The sequence below is a fragment of the Caproiciproducens sp. CPB-2 genome (assembly GCF_036287215.1).
Lineage (GTDB): Bacteria > Bacillota > Clostridia > Oscillospirales > Acutalibacteraceae > Caproiciproducens.
Map to the genome: position 1 here is coordinate 237,080 of NZ_CP142860.1, position 18,601 is coordinate 255,680.

The window sequence follows — 18,601 nt, forward strand, 5'->3', positions numbered from 1 at the left end:
TTTACGGCGGCGGGCCTGGAGTTGATACGATGCGGAAAAAAGCAAGGGACTTTATCGATAAAATAACCCAGCTTCTGCAGAAAAAAAGTCTGCAGTTTACTATTTCCATCACTTTTACCGCTGTTTCGGTGGTGGGGATGCTGATTGTCGGCGGTTCCCTCTCCATGCGTTTTATCAGCTCCAGCGAAGAAATGGTCTCGGACGACAGCACGCGTATGGTCGACCAGGTCAACCTGAATCTGGACAACTATCTGCGCAACATGATGCGCATTTCCGACTCCATGTATTACCGCGTGATCAAAAATGCCGATCTGGCTACGGACAATATCAGCAACGATATGAGCCTGCTCTATGAGACAAACCGGGACCTGCTCATCAGCATCGGCGTGTTCTCCAATTCCGGCGAGGTCATTGCCGCCGAGCCGCTGACGCAGCTGAAGCCCTCCGCCAACGTGAGCGGGGAAAACTGGTTTAAAAACGCCGCGCGCAAGATTGAAAACTGCCATTTTTCCACGCCGCATGTGCAGAACCTGTTTGTGGACCCGGACAACAAGTACCGGTGGGTCGTTTCGCTCAGCCGTTCGGTGGAGCTGACCAGCGCCGGTTCGATCACCCACGGCGTTCTGCTGGTCGACATGAACTTCAGCGGGATCGAACAGATCTGCAAAAATGTCGATCTGGGCGAATCGGGCTATATCTATCTGATTGACGGGAACGGGGAGATCATCTACCACCCCCGCCAGCAGCTGATCTATTCCAATCTGATTCATGAAAACAACTACGCCGCCGCCAGGTACGACGACGGAAACCATAACGAGACCTTTGAGGGGCAGCAGCGGCTGGTCACGGTCAAAACCGCGGGGTATACCGGCTGGAAAATCATTGCCGTCACCCCCACCCAGGACATTACCTCCGATTATCAGCAGTTCCGGCTCTTTACGCTCTTCTTTATCTTCTTTGCGATCTTTCTGATGATCTTCGTCAACATGTTCCTGTCGTCCCGCATCGCCAACCCGCTCAAGGAGCTGGAGCTTTCCGTCAAGGAGCTTGACCGGGGAAATCTGAGCGGGGTGGATATCTCCGTCTCCGGCTCCTACGAGGTGCAGCATCTGGGCAAGACGATCCGCTCCATGGTCGATCAGATGCGCCGGCTGATGGACGACATTGTGGCGGAGCAGGAATCCAAGCGAAGGAGCGAGCTGGACGCGCTGCAGTCCCAGATCAACCCCCACTTCCTCTACAATACGCTGGATTCCATCATCTGGATGATTGAAAACGAGCGGTACGACGGCGCGGTCACCATGGTAACCGCGCTGGCAAGGCTTTTCCGTATCAGCCTTTCCAAGGGGAAGAATATCATCACCGTTTCGGACGAGCTGGAACACGTGCGCAACTACCTGACCATTCAGAAAATGCGGTATAAAAACAAATTCAGCTACGAGATTTCAGCCGAGCCGGAAACGCTGAAATGCGCCACCATCAAGCTGATCGTCCAGCCTCTGGTGGAAAACGCCATCTATCACGGCATGGAATTTATGAGCGGTGACGGCGAAATCCGCATTAAAGCTTACCGGGAGGGAAATGATCTCTATATCGATATTATCGACAACGGCCTCGGCATGCCGCAGGAACAGGCGGACGCGCTGCTGACGCAGGAAACCACAAAGGTGCGCGGGAAGGGTTCGGGCATCGGGCTGAAAAACGTGAAGGAACGCATTCAGCTCTATTTCGGCAGCGAATACGGGCTTGCCATTTACAGCGAACCGGACGAGGGAACCACCGCCAGAATCCATCTGCCGCTGAAAACGATGGAGGAAGCCGAAGAAAACGAAGGGGGCGGGAGCAAATGACCAGAAACAAAATAAAGGTGTTTATCCTGATTCTGCTCGCGTTTGCGGGTTCCTTTCTGATTTTGAACCGGGATCGGTTTTTTGAAAAGAAAAGCAGCGACCCTTACGAGATATCCGTCATCTGGCGCAGCAAAAGCACGGAGAGCAGCACCACCATCAAGCAGGGGATCGATCAGGCGGCAAGGGATTTTAACGCGGAGGTCAGCTTTATCACCCTGTCGGGGGAAAACAACGCGGGGGAACAGATTTCCCTGCTCCAGCGCGAAATCAAGAACGGTGCGGACGCCATTGTGATCGCTCCCGTCAATTCCACGGATCTGAAGGAGCCGATTGAAAAGGCCCAGAAAGGCATTCCGGTGGTCGCCATGCAGTCCACGGTGACGACCATCAAGGATCTGCCCACCATTTCGTGCGACAATCAGAAGCTGGGCAGCGCTCTGGCGGAGGCGATCCTGAAAAACGGGGGTGGACACGGCCGTATCGCCATTCTGCGCAACAGCATGGATTCCAGCAATATCCAGCAGCGCTACCTCGGCGTGCTGCAGACGCTCAAATCCTCCAAAGACAATATGGAATACTGGGAAATCCCCAACGATTCCCAGGAAGCGTACGATACGGTCAAAGGAATGCTGCAGACCAGCAGCGCCGATACGCTGGTCGCGCTGGACGCGTCCGCGCTGGAAGCAGCCGCGAAAGCGGAAAAGGACCTTCTGAAGACGGGGAGCGCCCAGGTGCAGATTTATGGGATAGGCCGGACGAATACGGTGGTTTCCCTTCTGGAGGAAAAGATTATCAATTCCCTCGGGGTGGAAAACGAGTACAATTTAGGGTACATCAGCATCCGTACGGCGGTGGAAAAAATCGGCAACAAGCAGGCGGCCGGTCAGGCCGGCATTAATTTCGCGATCGTGAATCACGAGAATATGTATAATTCCGACAACCAAAGGCTGCTTTTTCCGTTTGTAAGATGATGGGGGAGAAATATGAAAAGCTTTATCAGAATCATGGCTTTTACGCTGGCGGCCGCGATGCTGCTTCCTCTGGCCGCCTGTGATTCGGGCAGGGGCGGGGGAAAGGTGGAAACGGTGAAAATCGGGATTTCCCTTTACCGCAAGGACGACACTTTTGTCGCGAGCCTTTGCACCTGCCTGGAAAGGGTGGCGAAGCAGAAGGAGACCGAGTCGGGCAAGAAAATCGTGGTCAATATGGTGGACGGACAGTCCAGCCAGGCGCTGCAGAACGATCAGGTGGACAGCTTTATTTCCCAGAATTACGACGTGATCTGTGTCAATATGGTCGACCGTACCGCGGCTGCGGTGATCGTGGACAAGGCAAAGGCCGCCAACATCCCGGTGATCTTTTTCAACAGGGAGCCGGTGGAAGAGGATATCCGCCTGTGGGAGCGGGCGTATTACGTGGGAGCGGACGCGGCCCAGTCCGGGCGGCTGCAGGGAGAAATCATTGCGGAAGCCTTTCAGAAAAACCGCGCCGGGATCGACAAAAACGGCGACGGGAAGATTCAGTATGTCATGCTGGAGGGCGAGCAGGGGCATCAGGACGCGCTTTTGAGAACGGAATATTCCATTAAGGCCGTTACCAGCGCGGGAATTCAGGTGGAGAAGCTGGCGAACGACACCGCCAACTGGCAGCGTGCGCAGGGGTCGGCGAAAATGACCCAGTGGCTCGCGAAATTCGGCGACCGGATCGAAGTCGTTTTCTGCAACAACGACGATATGGCGCTCGGCGCGATCGACACGATCAGGGACAGCAAATCGAAGGTGCATCCTGTGATCGTGGGGGTCGACGCGACGGAAAGCGGCCTGAACGCCATTAAGGACGGCAGCATGTTCGGCACGGTCTTCAACGACGCACAGGGGCAGGCCAAAGCGATCTTCGATCTGTCCTACGCCCTGGCCACCGGAGAAAGCCCGTCCACGAAGCTGAATATCCAGAACGAGCATTATATCCGCATCCCCTACCGCGCGGTCACAATGAGCAACGCCGACGAAATTCTGAGCATTCTGAAGGAGTAGGCCCTGCCGGTCGGGAAGCGGACCATGCGGTCGGCATGCGCCTACGGCGATGTTCTCAGCAGTTACGCGTGATTGACTCCCTCCGTCGCGCCGGGCGCGCCACCTCCCTCAAAGAGGGAGGCTGGGGATCGGTTTAAGGCTCCCTCTGTGAGGGAGCTGGCAGGCGCAGCCTGACTGAGGGAGTTTTATAAAAAAACAGCGCCGGAGAGGTTTCTTCCCCCGGCGCTGTTGAATTCGGTACCTATTTGTTTTTGATGAAGTTCCAGCTGTCGCGGCACATCTCGTCAAGGCCGTATTGGGCTTCCCAGCCAAGCTCGTTTTTCGCTTTGGACACGTCTGCGTAGCACTCGGCGATATCTCCCGCTCTGCGCGGGGCAATTTTATAAGCGACCTTTTTGCCGCTTGCCTTTTCAAACGCGTGGACCACGTCGAGTACGCTGCTGCCCTTGCCGGTGCCGAGGTTGTAAGCCTGCGCCCCGTCGATCTGCGGCAGCTTCTCCAGCGCCTTCAGATGTCCGACGGCAAGGTCGCAGACGTGGATGTAGTCGCGCACGCCGGTGCCGTCCGGCGTCGGGTAGTCGTCGCCGTAAACGCTCAGGCAGGGAAGCTGGCCGACCGCCACCTTCATGATGTATGGCATCAGGTTGTTCGGGATTCCGTTCGGGTTTTCGCCGATCAGGCCGCTTTGGTGCGCGCCGATCGGGTTGAAGTAGCGCAGAAGCGCGACCTTCCAGTTCTGCTCCGCCGCGCAGAGATCCCTCAGCATGGTTTCGATCATCAGCTTGGTCGTGCCGTAGGGGTTGGTGGTGGAAAGCGGCATATCCTCCTTGAACGGCGCGGTGTTGTTCATACCGTATACCGTGGCGGAAGAGCTGAACACCAGATGATAAACCCCGTACCGCTTCATCAGGCGGAGCAGGTTGATGGTGCCCACCAGATTGTTGTGGTAATATTCCAGCGGCTTGCCGACCGATTCGCCGACCGCCTTGAGTCCGGCAAAATGGATGACCGCGTCTATTTTGTTTTCCTGAAAGATTTTTTCAAACCCGTCATAGTCGAGCATGTCGCATTCGTAGATGGGAAAGGTCTTGCTGGTAAGCTTTTCCACGATCTTTAAAACGTCGGGGGAGGAGTTGCAGTAATTATCCATTACCACGATTTCATATCCGCTGTTTAAAAGCTCAATGCAGGTGTGGGAACCGATGTACCCTGCGCCGCCGGTAACCAATACTCTCATTTTTGATTCTCCTTATAACGTTTGTATGCCTCGCGGAGCTCCTGTGCGGTCTCCTCGGGGCAGGTCGGGTTGCAGCAGGCCCAGGCGCCTGTTTCGCTGGAGGCGTTGAATTTCTGCTTTTCCGCGCTCCTCATCGGCGGGAAGAACTCAATGTGGAAATGGAAGTCCTTTGAATAATCGCCCATGTTGACGGGAGCGTTGTGCATACACATCATATACGGGAACCGGTAATGGAACAGGGCGTCCAGCATCCCGACGGTGTCGCGGATGGTCAGGCCGAGGGACGCTTTTTCTTCTTCGGTAAAATTCGTCATATATTCCGTATGACGGTTCGATATAATGTATACGCCGTAGGGATACTCGCTGTAGAACGGAAGGAAAACCGTAAAATGCTCGTTGTGGAAAATGATCCGCCGGTCCTCTTTCCGCTCGTTTTTGAGCATGTCGCAGAACAGACACTCGTGCCTTTCTTCATAATACTCTTTTGCCGCGTTGGTTTCAAGTTCCAGCTTTTTTGGCAGGAACGGGTAGCCGTAAATCTGGCCGTGGGGATGCGGCATGGTTACGCCCACCACTTCCCCGCGGTTTTCAAACGGGAACACATATTTGATTTTTTCGTCGGCGCGCAGCGCGTTGAAGCGCTCGCACCACAAATCCACCAGCTTCTTCATATGGCTGTCGGAAAGCTCCGGCAGGGTTGCCGTATGGTTGGGAGAGTATAAGATCACTTCGCATTTGCCGTAGCTTGGCCGGACTTTAAAGAAACCGGTCGCAACGTCGTCCGGCTCCGGCGGGTTCTGCGAAAGAGCGGGGAAATCGTTGTCGTATTTCATTACTTCGTAGTCCGGCACATTGCCGAAGCTCGGGCAGAACGGGCAGTAATCCCTGGGCATCTGCGGGCGGCCCTGCCTGTTGGAAGCGATCATAATCCAGTCCTTGATCAAAGGATGCCATCTTAACTCAGCCATGAAAAAGTCCTCCTGAAATTTTTATATCATCTTCGTGCCGCCGACCGGGCGGATGGACAGGGTGTGGCAGCTGCCTTTCCCGAGCACCGCTTCCATTTTCTCCACGAATTCACCGAGGAAATCCTGCGGGACAAACGTCTGCACCGTTCCCGCGAAGCCGCCGCCGTGCACGCGGTACGCGCCGCCTTTTCCGGCTAAAAACTTCTGGCAGAGCGCCAGCGTCAGGGACATGCCCTGTTCCTGCACGTGCGCCGGGGAAAAGACGTTCTGCAGGTACATATAGGAAGAATAGCCGCTTTCAATGATCTGCCGCTTGAACGTTTCAAAGTCGTTGTCCTTCAAAGCCGCGACCTCTTTCAAAACCCTCGCGTTGTCCGCAAAGAAATGGATGGCGCGCAGCACGGCCCGGTCGCCTGTCTTTTCCCGCAGCGCGGGAATGTTCTGATAAAACATTTCTTCGTCCACCTCGGACAGCACTTCTTTGCCGAAAAACGCCGCCACCTTCCGCATTTCGGCGGGAACGGCCGCGTAGTCCGGCGTCAGGTCGGAGTGGCTGCCTTTGGTGTCGATGATGCACAGGGTGTAGCCGCATTTTGCAAAGTCAAAATGGACCTGTTCGACCCTGGGCGCCTCAGCGTCCCTGAAATCGATGGTGACGAACCCGCCGACCGAGCTGGCCGCCTGGTCCATCAGCCCGCAGGGCTTTCCGAAATATCTGTTTTCCGCGTACTGGCCGATCTGCGCGATTTTCAGCGCGCTTTCCCTGCCGCCGCAGAAAAGGTCGTTGACGACGGTGCCGATCAGCACCTCAAAAGCCGCCGAGGAAGAAAGCCCGGAACCGGCGAGCACGTTGGAGGTGGTGTAGGCGTCGAATCCGCCGACGGTGTGGCCGAGCTGGGAGAAGCGGCTCAAAATTCCGCGGATGAGGGAAACGGACTGGTTGCGCTCGCTTTCTTTGATCTCCGGTTCTTTTGCGCTTAAATCATCCATGGGATAACCTTCGGATTTTACCCGCACCCGGCCGCTGCTGCCGGCGGCAGCCACCGCGATCACGTCGAGGTTTACGCTTGCGGCAAGCACGCGGCCCCCTTGATGGTCGGTGTGGTTGCCGCCCACCTCCGTTCTGCCGGGCGCGCTGAAAATATGGATATCCCGCCCCTCGCCGAACAGCTTTTCAAAATTTTCGACCGCAAGCAGCAGCCTTTTCCGATAATCCGCCACTTTTTCGTAACCGCAGACATATAAATAGGACAGGTTTTCATCCAGTTTTCCCTGAGTAATCCATTCTTTTACTTTTGCAGACAGCATTTTGTTACCCCCTGTATCTTTTTGATGAGGACGAAAATGATTATTATGCAATATCCGACTATATTCTATTCCAATCATCGCCTGTTTGCAAGGACAATATACTCAATTTTATAGATTTATGTTGCATGGACGGGGCTTGCTTCCAAGCGCCTGAGCCGGCGCTGAAAAATATTTTTTTGATGTCCCGGCAATGTGCAAGCCGGGAGTTTTTTGAATCGTATTATATTTGAAGGAGGCGAAAAGGTGAAAACAGTAATCGACGCGGACAGCAGGATTCAGTCGTGCCTTGCCCGCTATTCCGACATGGTCGTGCGCATCGCGTTCCAGAATGTCAAAAGCAGGGCGGAAGCGGAGGATATCGCGCAGGAGGTCTTTCTGCGGCTCTTTACGCTCGGCCCGGACTTTACAAGCGACGAGCATGAAAAGGCGTGGATCATCCGGGTGACAATCAACCTGTGCAAGGATTATCTGAAATCCTCGTGGTTCCGGAAAAGGGCCGTTCTGGAGGATAACCTCCCGTCCCGCGACGGGAACGGGGAGGTCCTGGATGCGGTCATGCGGCTGGAGCCGAAGTTCAGGAATGTGATTTATCTGCATTATTACGAGGACATGAGCGTGACTGAAATCGCGTCCGCTTTGCAGCAGAAGGAAAATACGGTTTCCTCTTGGCTGCACCGGGCAAGAAAGCAACTGAAAAAATCGCTGACGGGAGGTTTTGACAATGAATAGAGACAAATATATTTCCGAACTGAATGAAATCAAGGCGTCAAAAGATTTTCAACAAAAAACGACGGAGCTGTTGAAAAATCTTCCGACAGACAGAGAGCCGGAAAAGAAAAGAAAGCCGCTGCGGCTGGTGCTGGTTCCCGCGCTTGCGGTGGTGCTGGTCTGCGGGCTGCTGCTGAGCGGCGTGCTGTTTCCGCTCAGCATGGTCAGCGCTTCCGAAAACCTGATGAACGGTGTTTCGGCGAATAAGATCGATGTGCAGGGCAATATGAGCGAAGACTTTATCCGCGGCCAGCAGGATTTTTCCGTGCGCCTGTTCCAGAAATCTCTGAGAAAGGATCAGAATTCCCTCGTGTCGCCGGTTTCGGTCTCCCTTGCGCTCGGCATGACGGCCAACGGCGCGGGCGGCGAAACGCTGACCCAGTTCGAAAAGCTGCTGGGCGGGGGGATGGACGTCACGGAGCTCAACCGGAACGAATACCTTCTCGCAAACCAGCTGAAATCCATTACGGACGGCAAGCTGCAGATTGCCAATTCCATCTGGTACCGCGACAAAAACCTAAAAGTGGAAAAGGGCTTCCTTCAGAAAAACGCCGATTATTTCGGTGCGGGCGCGTTTCAGCTTGATTTTGGAAAGCAGTCGACCGTCAATAAAATCAACGGCTGGGTGAAGGAAAACACCGGCGGAAAAATCGATAAAATGGTGAGCCAAATCGACGATACGACCATGATGTATCTGATCAACGCGCTTTATTTCGAGTCGGACTGGCGGATAGCCTACAAAGACTATCAGGTCAAAGACAGGGAATTCCAGGCCCCGGGCGGGAAAGTAACCGTACCGTTCATGAATTCCCAGGAAGTTTATCTGCACGACGGCAAATCCGACGGGATTCTGAAACCCTTTCAGGACGACCGCTTTGCCCTCATGGCGGTTCTGCCGAAGGAAGGCGTCGGGCTGGACGAATATATCGCGCAGATGACGGGGGAATCGTTCGCTGCCCTGCTCGATTCCGCCGGAGAAGAATGGGCGGACTCCTTCCTGCCGAAATTCAAATATGAATTTTCCATCGGCCTGAACGACCCGCTGAAAGCGCTGGGGCTGACGGACGCCTTTGACGCCGACCGGGCCGATTTCCGCTCCATGGGCAGTTCCCCGGAAGGGCCGCTGTTTATCAGCGAGGTGCTGCACAAGACCTTTATAGAGGTGGATGAGCTGGGAGCGAAGGCCGGCGCCGCCACTTCGATTTCCATGGCTGCGGGAAGCGCGGCCCCTGCGCAGGACAGGAAGGAGGTCGTGTTCGACCGCCCGTTCCTCTATGCGATTGTGGATACGCAGGCAAAGCTGCCCGTCTTTATCGGCACGGTCAGCAATCCGAAAGAATAATATACTGGATACTGGCAAAACCAGAAGGGGCGACGGCTGTTCAAAGCCGCCGTCCCTCTTTTATTGATGCAGATCGGTTTTTTCCGAAGCTTCACGGATTTTAAATTCCGTTATCGTTGGTTTCCCTTCCATATAATCCTCCTCCCCTTTTTGCTGCGCCTTTACAAGCAGTTCGACAGCATCCTCCACCTTCGCCGCGAGTTCAAAATACATTTTTCGATAGTCCGGCATTGTAACCTCCCCTATATTAACTATATATAGTTAATATAGCACAGCACTTCAAAAAGTCAACTATAAATGGGTAATCTTTTAGAGAAAGATTGAGTAAACTAAAACTAACTATTTATAGTTAGGATGATGATATGAGAATCGGGGAAGCGGTAGCGGAACGAATCGAGCAATTATGCAGGGAAAAAGAAATTACCCTTAACAAATTGGGAACGATTTCCGGAGTCACCCAATCGACTTTAAACAATATCGTCAGCGGGGTGAGCAAGAATCCGACGATCTCCACCATTAAAAAAATTTGTGACGGCCTTAACATCAGTATCGTCCAATTTTTCGACACGCCCGAGTTTCGTAATTTAGAGCAGGAGATGAAATGAACGCTGAGAGGATTATTATGACCGTTGGGGAAGCGGTAGCGGAACGAATCGAGGAATTATGTAAATTTTCCGCCGGAGGAAACGATATATAAAATAGAACTTAAAAACGGCGGCGAAAGGACTCGCCGCTTTCGGATTTCAGGGAGTAATCAAAATGGTGATTCAGCATAATCTCAGCGCGCTTTTCGTGCTGCGCCAGCTTTCCATCAATCAGGCGCTGTGCGATAAAAGTATCATGAGACTTTCGTCCGGATACCGCATCAATTCCGCTGCGGATGACCCGGCGGGCCTTGCTGTGTCTGAAAAAATGCGGGCGCAGATCCGCGGTCTGCAGGCCGCGCAGCAGAACACGCAGGACGGTGTCAGCATGATTCAGACCGCGGAAGGAAACCTGAACGAGACCCAGTCCATCCTGAACAGGATGATGGAGCTTGCGGTGCAGTCCTCCAACGGGACCTATCAGAACGACATGGACAGAAAAAATTCCAGTAAGGAATTTGAGGCGCTGAAAAAAGAAATTGACCGGATCGCAAATACCACCGATTTTAACGGGACCAAGCTGCTTAACGGCGACCTGGCCGAAATAACGGACCCCTCCGACCCCGGGTTCGGGAAGGACGGCGTCACGCTGCAGATCGGGGCGGACAGTTCAGAGGACAGCCATTACACCGTCCATATCCCCAATATGGGGGCAAAAGGGCTGGGGCTGGACGGGGCCTCCATTGCCACGCAGGAGGACGCGCGGAAAGCCATCGGCCTGATCAAAAAGGCGGCCGACACGGTCGCCGGAGCGCGCGGCAGTCTGGGCGCCGCCCAGAACGGGCTGGAGCGTCATCTGAGCTGCCTTTCCACCATGGAGGACAATCTGACGGCGGCGGAAAGCCGTATCCGCGACGTGGATATGGCGCGGGAAATGATGGAGCTGGCGCGGCACAATATTCTGGTGCAGGCGGGCATGGCGATGCTGGCGCAGGCAAACCTGCAGCCGCAGCGGATTTTAAAGCTGCTGGAAGACAGCCTGCCGAAAAACAATCAATAGGAACCCATAAAGAAAGCATCGGGGCGGGAATTTCCGTTCCGATGCTTTTTCTGTATCATATTACGGCCTTTGGCTTTGATCCCAGTAGATATCCACACAGTCCCCGTCCGCGAGCACCTGCAAATAGGCCGCGTCCTGCCCGTTGACGTGCAGAATAATGTTCCCCTGCGGCTTGGACAGATCGAAATCCACCAGATTGAGCATGTCAATCAGGCGGTAGGGCGTTTTGTCCTGCTTTGTTTTCAGGGCAAGGGGCGCGCCGTTCAGGGTAATATGAGTGACCGTTTGGACCGGCTGCTCTTCGTCTTCCCGCGGTTCACCGCTTTGCGGCGGTTCGGCGTCGGGCGGTGGCGTGCCGGCGCGCGCGGCGACGGGAGCGTATTCGATCCGGTCCTCCGCGGAAAGCGGGCTGTCGGGATCGGCGGGCTGTCCGTTGATCAGGTACGGGCGGGTTTCGTCCTCCCCCGCAAAGACGAGAAGCTCCCGCAGCGTGTTGATCGGGAAGGTCTGGATCCGGTCCCGCATGCTGAGCGGATAGTCCGGACCGGCGGGCTGCCCGTTGACCATGGCGCGGGTCCCCACGGTCATTTCCGAGCCATTGAAAAATACCCTGCGCGTTTCCTGCGGACCGGCCACCTCGCCGAGCAGCGGGTGCGCGTCTTCACCCGCCACGGCGGGCTCGAAGCCGATGCTGTCCCCGGCTTTGATCATGGCGGCGATGTTGCTTTCCGCGCCGTTCAGAAGGATGCGCGCCGCGGTCGGATGCCCGCCGTAGACGACTTTCTTTTCCCCGTTCAGCTCCACGATCATGCTCTGCCCGGAACGGCTGATGAGCTGATTGTAGCTGAACCCGTTCATCAGAAGCACGTCCAGGACGGAAAGCCTGCCGCTGCGGAAGAGCTTTGCGCGGCTGCCGTTCAGGGTGATGGAAAAGCTGTCGTTGATGAGGTTGAGCGCCGCGGAAACGGCGATGCCCAGCGGGGTCGCGTATTCCGGCCCGGTTACGTCCTCTTCCGAAGCGGCCACATGCACCATAAAGTTGCTTCCGCCGATGGCCACGCGGGTCAGGGGCAGGTCGAGGTATTCCGCCACGCATTCGCACATGCCGGGCAGCTTGCTGCCGCCGCCCACCAGAAAGACCGCCGACGGGGGGCCGCCGTTGGCCTGTACGATCCGCTGGGAGATTTCCTCGCAGAGCGCGCGCTTGACCGGTTCGGTTTTCTTGCGGATTTCCTCCGGCGTGACCGTATGCTCAAATCCAAGAATATCCGTAAAGACGATATTCCGTTCCCCGTTCATTTTCAGCTTGATTTCTTCCGCGGCGTTAAAGTCCACCAGATACATCTTCATGATCGCCTCGGTGACCTCGTCGCCCGCCACGGTCGCCATGGTGTAGCCCACGACGCCGCCGTCGCGGGACACGGCGATGTCCGAGGTGCCCGCGCCGATGTCCACCAGCGCAAGGTTCAGCAGGCGCAGCTTCTGCGGGATGGCCGCGTTCATGGCCGCGATCGGCTCCAGCGTCAGGCTCGAAACCTCCAGCCCGGTTTTGTGCATGGTGGTATACAGGCTGTCCACTACCTCGCGGGGCAGGAAGGTGGCGATGACTTCCACGCCGATGCTCTGCCCGCGGTGCTCCAGAAGGTTGGAAATAGGGTAGCGGTCCAGCGTGTACTGAATCACGGAATAGCCGACAAGGTAAAAGACGGGCTGGTTTTCGTCGGCGGTTTCGGGGTTGAACTGCCGCTCGGCCGCTTCGATCGCCCCCGCCTCCAGACGGCAGATCAGCTCCTCGTCGATCACCTGCGACTGCTTGAGCGCCAGCTCATAGGAGGCTTTCTGCGTTTTCAGCGCGCGTCCGGCCGCCGCGACACAGACGTGCCGCAGCGGATAGCCGATCCGCTTTTCCAGCCGGTCCTTGACCTGCTTTGCCACCCGGCTTACCTGTTCGATATCTTCGATCTGGCCGTCGATCATGGCGCGTTTCGGATGTTCGACCTGCTCCACGGCGGAGATGCGCAGCTTTTCCTTCTCCAAGGTCCCTACAATGCCGATCACGCTCCTTGTCCCGATGTCGAGCGCGAACACATAATCTTCCGCCGCCGCGTCGTCCGCGGGCTTTTTCAGAGAATCGGGCTGTTTTTTAGTTTGCATAGGTATGGCCTCCGCTTCGCAGAAATTCGTCTGTTTATGACATTGTTTTCCATTTGATTTTACTACAGATCGCCGGCAATTGCAATCGGGAGGGTCATTTGTCAAACTGGAGAAGCCTTTCCAGTTTTTTCGGGTCGGTAATGGTGATGCCGCCGCGGGAGAGGGAAACCATTCCCTCGCTCTGGAAATATTTCAGCATGCGGGTCACGACCTCGCGCGCGGAGCCCATGTTTTTCGCAATGGCCTCGTGCGTGATGCTGAACGTGCTGCTGCCGGCAATCGCGGACTGCTCCAGCAGGAAGTTGGCCAGGCGGCGGTCAAAGCTCATGAAAAGCACCTGCTCCATCACCCACATCACGTCGGAAAAGCGGGAGGAAATCAGCTGGCTCGTAAAGTTCGAAACCGCCAGACAGGTCTGATTCAGTTCGTTGTATACCGCCGTGGGAATCAGCAGGATCCGGGAGTCCTCCGCCGCCTCAATATAGATGTCGAAGCTGATGTTTTTCAGCATGCAGGAGGCCGAAAAAATACAGATGTCCCGTTCAAAAAGACGGTAAATGGTGATTTCCTTTCCCGCGTCGGAAAGGATAAAAGCGCGCAGATGCCCGCTGAGCACCAGAATCAGCCCCATGCAGTCCTGTGCGCCGTCGTGCAGCCGCCGGCCCTTCCCGTAGGAAGAACCGGAAACCGACTGCTCCAGAAGGGTTTGCTGCCTTTGCGTCAGCTGATGCCAAAAGGGAAGCGCCTCCCTCATAAATACAAGCTCTTTCTGTGTAACGGCCATCCCGGCTGCCTCCCCGAATCAGCCGCACCGGGCGGCCGATATTTCTTTTTGGGTTTATTATACTACAGAAAAACAAAAGAAAAAAGCCCCGCATCCGTGATGCGGGGCTCAGGCTGTCGATAAAGTCGCGCAACCGCAAAATTGTTTTACAATTTTGCTTACTGCGTTGGCTGCACTTGCAAATTCCGGTTACATACAACAAGTATGCTCCTTCATTTGCGGCGCTTGCCGCCTTGGCTTGCACGATTTTTCGACGCCTGACAAGTTTTTAAAATGTGTTTTATTGGACCATGCTCAGGATGGATTCCTTGCTTTTGGTGCCGACGGAGGAAGTCACGACTTTTCCGTCCTTCATCACCACCAGAGTGGGGATGCTCATGACGCCGAACTGAGAGGCAAGCTCAGGCTCCTCGTCCACATTTACCTTGCCTACCTTTAAGGTGGCGGAAGCCTCTTCGGCAATCTCATCCACGATGGGCGACACCATGCGGCAGGGGCCGCACCACGGGGCCCAGAAATCAATAAGTACGGTCTTGTCGGCGTTGACCGCCTCCTGCGTAAAATTGTCTTTTGTCAAAGTTACCACTGCCATTATTCATTCTCCTTTGTCCATGTTTAAGAATAGTTTTCTCCGTTTGTACCCCTATTATATACCGGAAATCGAAATTTTTCCGTGACTACATCACGTTTTGACGAAAAAAGTTATTTTTTGCGGCTGCGCAGATATTGAATGGCGCTGGTCGCGGCTCTGGCGCCGTCGTAGACCGCTTTGGAAATCTGGTACATCCCGCCGGTGCAGTCGCCCGCCGCGTAAAGGCCGGGAATACTCGTCTGCATGCGGTCGTTTACCACGATGCGGCCGTTTTCGGTTTCGGCGCCCATGGTGCGGGCGAAATCCGCGCTGGACGCCACGCCCAGAGCGATGAACAGCCCGCTGAGCGGCTGGGTGGAGCCGTCGCGGAAAGCGATGGATTCCAAAACGCTGTCGCCTCTGAGAGCCTCTATTTCCTTTTTATTCACGGCAATCTGTTCGGGAAATTCCGCGGAGGGTTCACGTCCGTTGGTCAGTACCGTGACCGAACCGACGACCGGCAGAAGCTCGGCCGCCTCGTGCAGGGCGTAGTCGCCGTCCCCCAGAACGGCAACGGCTTTTCCGCGGTAGAAAAACGCGTCGCAGACGGCGCAGTAGCTGACGCCTTTTCCCTCAAATCTGCTCAGGCCCTCGATCCCGGGCGATTTTCTGGAAGCGCCGGTCGCGAGGATGACCACAGGGGCTTTGTAGGCGCCCTGTTTTGACTGGACGGTAAACTCGCCGTCGTAGCTGATGCCCAGAACCTCGTCGCTGACGATGGAAACGCCGAGCCTTTCGGCCTGGTCGATTCCGTTGCGGACCAGCTGTTCTCCGGAAATAGGGGTGGGAAAGCCGTAATAATTTTCGATTTCCCCCGCTTTTGATAAAGCTCCGCTGTCGCGCCCGATTACCATGGTGTCCAGCCCGGCGCGTGCCGTATAGGCTGCTGAAGAGATTCCGGCGGGACCGTTTCCCAAGATGATTATATCGGCCATCGTTTCACCCTCTCTGGTTGATTGTTTTATTATATGCCGTAAAGGAGATTTATTCTGTGACATGGTCACATCCGGGCCTTCTTCCGCTGTGTGATTTAGTCACGGAATCCTATCTTCCCTCATGATATCATAAAACCGTAAAAGATTACACTACAATATTTGCAATTTTTCAAATTGAATTCCGATTTTATAGCAATTCCATTTCAGCTTGCGAGACAAAACACGTTCCTCCCCCGCCGAAGGCGGGAGAGGAACGCAACCTTGTTGCAGAATTAACTGGAAATGCTGTAAGTTTCCTCTTTGAGGGAGCCGGAAGGCAAAGCCCGACTGAAGGGTTTTATGGAAGCCGGACAGGGGCGGCGCACGAAAAAAATTCATTTTTGAAAACTTGCATCCATAAGCTTTATATGATTGGAAAGGTGGAAATACAATGAAGGTACTGATTGTCGGCGGTGTTGCGGGCGGCGCGGGCGCGGCTACCAGGCTGCGCAGGCAGAGCGAGGAAGCCAAAATCATCCTGTTTGAAAAGGGAGAGTACATTTCCTACGCAAACTGCGGTCTTCCCTACTATATCGGGGGAACGATCCGGGACAGGGAAAAGCTGATCGTCACGCAGCCGGAGCTGCTTCGCAGGCGCTTTGGCATCGATGTGCGTACGAAGAGCGAGGTCGTGAAAATTGACCGTGAAAAAAAGACGGTGACCGTACAAAATCACGCGGACGGCAGCACTTACGAGGAAAGCTATGATAAACTGATCCTTTCGCCCGGCGCGGTGCCGAAGCGCCCCAATCTGCCCGGAATCGACAGCGAGGGGATCTTTACGCTGCGCACGGTGCCGGATACGCTTCAGATCGACGCCTATATTAAGGAAAAGCACGCGAAGTCGGCCGTTGTGGTCGGCGCGGGCTTTATCGGGGTGGAAATGGCGGAAAATCTGAAGGAACGCGGCCTTGACGTCACGATTGTCGAATTTCTGGATCAGGCCGTTGCCTCCCTTGACCCGGAAATGGCGGCAATCCTGCACCGCCATATGAGAGAAAACGGAGTCAAATTACTATTCGGCACAGGGGTGCAGGGCTTTGAAAAATCCGACGGCCTGAAAGTGAAGCTGACCGGAGACAGGGAAATGGAGGCCGATCTGGTCATCCTGAGCGTCGGCGTCGCGCCGGACAGCCGCCTTGCCAAAAAGGCCGGACTGGAGCTGGGCGTCGGCGGAAGCATCCTGACCGACGATACCTTCGCCACCTCCGACCCGGATATTTTCGCGGTCGGCGACGCCGTTTCCGTCCGCCAGATCGTGACCGGGGACAGGACGCTGGTTCCCCTTGCCGGGCCCGCCAACAAGCAGGGGCGGCTCGCCGGGGACAATGTTCTGGGGCGGAGGATCACGAGGGACAGCGGCGTACAGGGCAGCGCGGTGCTGAAGGTGTTCGACATGACCGCCGCTTCCACCGGGCTGAACGAGAAACAGCTGAAAGCACAGGGGATTCCGTATCAGAAGACTTATATCCATCCGTCGAGCCACGCGGGCTACTACCCCGGATCCTCACAGATCAGCATGAAGCTGCTGTTCGCGCCGGACGGCAAAATCCTCGGCGCGCAGGCGGTCGGCTATGAGGGAGTGGATAAACGCATCGACGTGATTGCCACCGCGCTTCGGCTGGGCGGAACGGTCTACGACCTTGAAAAGCTGGAGCTCTGCTACGCGCCGCCTTATTCCTCCGCGAAGGACCCGGTGAACATGCTGGGCTTTACGGCGGCCAATATCCTGCGCGGCGACGTAAAAGTGTTCCACTATGACGAGGTGGATTCGCTGGACCGTGAAAAGATCACTTTGCTGGACGTCAGGACGCCCGACGAAATGAAAATGGGTACGCTCGACGGCGCAATCGGAATTCCTCTGGACAGCCTGCGCGGGCGGATGGGCGAGCTGCCGAAAGACAAACCGGTGTACGCGTTCTGTCAGGTGGGCCTGCGCGGATACCTTGCCGCAAGGATTCTGGCGCAGAACGGCTACGACGTCTACAACCTCAGCGGCGGATACAAGACCTACGTCACCGCCAAAGGGGACAGGGAAAGTCCGACGGGAACCGACTGTGTCGGCGTAAAAAAAAAACAGTAACGGCGGGGAAGAGATAAAATCGGCGTGCTGCCGGGACGCGGAAATGCTGGAGGTGGACGCCAGCGGCCTGCAGTGCCCCGGCCCGATCATGAAAGCCTCGGAAGGAATCAAAAGGATTCAGGACGGGGATTGCCTGACCATCCGCGCGACCGACCCGGCGTTTGCCTCGGACATCAGCGTCTGGTGCGAAAGGACGGGGAACCTGCTGCTCGGCGTGCAGCGCGAGGGTGCGGCCTACACCGTCAGAATCCAGAAGGGCGCGCAGGCCCCCGCCGTCCCGGCCCGGAGCGGGAACGACAAGAGCATGGTGGTGTTCAGCGGCGACCTCGACAAGGCCCTGGCGGCGCTGATCATCGCCAACGGCGCGGCCTCCATGGGCCGGAAGGTCACGATGTTCTTCACCTTCTGGGGATTGAATATCCTGCGTAGAAGCGAAAAGGTACCTGTGAAGAAGAATTTCATAGAGAGCATGTTCGGCAGGATGATGCCGCGCGGAAGCAAAAAGCTGGGCCTTTCCAAAATGAACATGATGGGCATGGGCTCCAAAATGATCCGCGGGGTCATGAAGAGCAAAAACGTTTCTTCGCCGGAGGAGCTTCTTCGCTCCGCCATGGACGGCGGGGTGAGGATCGTGGCCTGCCAGATGTCCATGGACATTATGGGGATCAAGCCGGAAGAGCTGATCGACGGGGTGGAAATCGCGGGCGTCGCCACCTTCCTCGGCTCCGCCGAGCAGTCGGACACCAATCTGTTTATCTGACAAAAATCCGGGCTTCGGAGCAGTTTTTCCGGCGGTTCGGTCATATTGCACAGGAAACGGCGCTT

15 protein-coding genes and 1 pseudogene are annotated in these 18,601 nt (G+C 55.7%); 8 read left to right on the forward strand and 8 right to left on the reverse strand.

The window, feature by feature from the left end; translation table 11 throughout:
- The first annotated feature begins 29 nt into the window (after window positions 1-29).
- From VXK30_RS01150 to VXK30_RS01160, 3 genes are read left to right on the forward strand one after another with little or no spacing between them, the layout of a single operon-like run.
- Complete coding sequence (locus VXK30_RS01150) at window positions 30-1,850, forward strand: sensor histidine kinase (protein WP_275717745.1); 1,821 nt, start codon at window positions 30-32, stop codon at window positions 1,848-1,850.
- On the forward strand, window positions 1,847-2,821 hold the full coding sequence (locus VXK30_RS01155) for a substrate-binding domain-containing protein (RefSeq protein WP_275717744.1): 975 nt from the start codon (window positions 1,847-1,849) through the stop codon (window positions 2,819-2,821). The genes VXK30_RS01150 and VXK30_RS01155 overlap by 4 nt, the downstream gene beginning before the upstream one ends.
- Window positions 2,822-2,833: 12 nt before the next feature.
- Entirely contained in the window at window positions 2,834-3,883 is a 1,050-nt protein-coding gene (locus tag VXK30_RS01160; RefSeq protein WP_275717743.1) for a galactose ABC transporter substrate-binding protein, read from the forward strand.
- 241 nt (window positions 3,884-4,124) lie between these two features.
- On the opposite strand, the gene galE is transcribed toward VXK30_RS01160, so the two are convergent.
- Genes galE through VXK30_RS01175 form a run of 3 tightly spaced genes read right to left on the reverse strand, consistent with a single transcriptional unit; the run spans window position 4,125 to window position 7,396 of the window.
- Window positions 4,125-5,120, reverse strand: a complete 996-nt coding sequence (gene galE, locus VXK30_RS01165) for a UDP-glucose 4-epimerase GalE (RefSeq protein WP_275717742.1) — start codon at window positions 5,118-5,120, stop codon at window positions 4,125-4,127.
- The gene (gene galT, locus VXK30_RS01170) at window positions 5,117-6,088 is read right to left on the reverse strand and encodes a galactose-1-phosphate uridylyltransferase (protein WP_275717741.1); all 972 of its coding nucleotides are present in this window, start codon (window positions 6,086-6,088) and stop codon (window positions 5,117-5,119) included. Before galT ends, galE begins: the two co-directional genes overlap by 4 nt.
- Window positions 6,089-6,109: 21 nt before the next feature.
- Entirely contained in the window at window positions 6,110-7,396 is a 1,287-nt protein-coding gene (locus VXK30_RS01175) for a galactokinase (protein ID WP_275717740.1), read from the reverse strand.
- A gap of 243 nt (window positions 7,397-7,639) precedes the next feature.
- Between VXK30_RS01175 and VXK30_RS01180 the strand changes: the two genes are divergently transcribed.
- Window positions 7,640-8,125, forward strand: coding sequence for a sigma-70 family RNA polymerase sigma factor (locus VXK30_RS01180; RefSeq protein ID WP_275717739.1), 486 nt, complete (start codon window positions 7,640-7,642; stop codon window positions 8,123-8,125).
- Complete coding sequence (locus tag VXK30_RS01185) at window positions 8,118-9,506, forward strand: serpin family protein (protein WP_275717738.1); 1,389 nt, start codon at window positions 8,118-8,120, stop codon at window positions 9,504-9,506. The genes VXK30_RS01180 and VXK30_RS01185 overlap by 8 nt, the downstream gene beginning before the upstream one ends.
- Window positions 9,507-9,566: 60 nt before the next feature.
- On the opposite strand, the gene VXK30_RS01190 is transcribed toward VXK30_RS01185, so the two are convergent.
- Window positions 9,567-9,737, reverse strand: a complete 171-nt coding sequence (locus tag VXK30_RS01190; RefSeq protein WP_275717737.1) for a hypothetical protein — start codon at window positions 9,735-9,737, stop codon at window positions 9,567-9,569.
- Window positions 9,738-9,868: 131 nt separating this feature from the next.
- Between VXK30_RS01190 and VXK30_RS01195 the strand changes: the two genes are divergently transcribed.
- Together VXK30_RS01195 and VXK30_RS01200 are read left to right on the forward strand one after the other, a co-directional pair.
- Window positions 9,869-10,111, forward strand: coding sequence for a helix-turn-helix domain-containing protein (locus tag VXK30_RS01195; protein ID WP_275717736.1), 243 nt, complete (start codon window positions 9,869-9,871; stop codon window positions 10,109-10,111).
- A gap of 154 nt (window positions 10,112-10,265) precedes the next feature.
- Window positions 10,266-11,150, forward strand: a complete 885-nt coding sequence (locus VXK30_RS01200) for a flagellin N-terminal helical domain-containing protein (RefSeq protein WP_275717735.1) — start codon at window positions 10,266-10,268, stop codon at window positions 11,148-11,150.
- Between the two features lie 60 nt (window positions 11,151-11,210).
- Here the strand turns inward: VXK30_RS01200 and VXK30_RS01205 are convergent, their stop codons facing one another.
- The 4 genes from VXK30_RS01205 to VXK30_RS01220 form a co-directional block, all read right to left on the reverse strand.
- A complete protein-coding gene (locus VXK30_RS01205) occupies window positions 11,211-13,304 on the reverse strand; it encodes a cell division protein FtsA (RefSeq protein WP_275717734.1) in 2,094 nt (697 codons plus the stop codon).
- A 94-nt stretch (window positions 13,305-13,398) separates the two neighbouring features.
- Window positions 13,399-14,088: a Crp/Fnr family transcriptional regulator gene (locus tag VXK30_RS01210; protein WP_275717733.1), complete on the reverse strand. Its 690-nt coding sequence runs from the start codon at window positions 14,086-14,088 to the stop codon at window positions 13,399-13,401.
- A 280-nt stretch (window positions 14,089-14,368) separates the two neighbouring features.
- Window positions 14,369-14,680 carry a thioredoxin gene (gene trxA, locus VXK30_RS01215; protein WP_275717732.1) on the reverse strand — a complete coding sequence of 104 codons (312 nt, stop codon included), beginning with the start codon at window positions 14,678-14,680 and terminating at the stop codon, window positions 14,369-14,371.
- A 110-nt stretch (window positions 14,681-14,790) separates the two neighbouring features.
- The gene (locus VXK30_RS01220) at window positions 14,791-15,654 is read right to left on the reverse strand and encodes an NAD(P)/FAD-dependent oxidoreductase (RefSeq protein WP_275717731.1); all 864 of its coding nucleotides are present in this window, start codon (window positions 15,652-15,654) and stop codon (window positions 14,791-14,793) included.
- 430 nt (window positions 15,655-16,084) lie between these two features.
- On the opposite strand from VXK30_RS01220, the pseudogene VXK30_RS01225 reads away from it, so the two are divergent.
- Window positions 16,085-18,536, forward strand: a pseudogene (locus tag VXK30_RS01225) (FAD-dependent oxidoreductase).
- The last annotated feature ends 65 nt before the right edge of the window (window positions 18,537-18,601 follow it).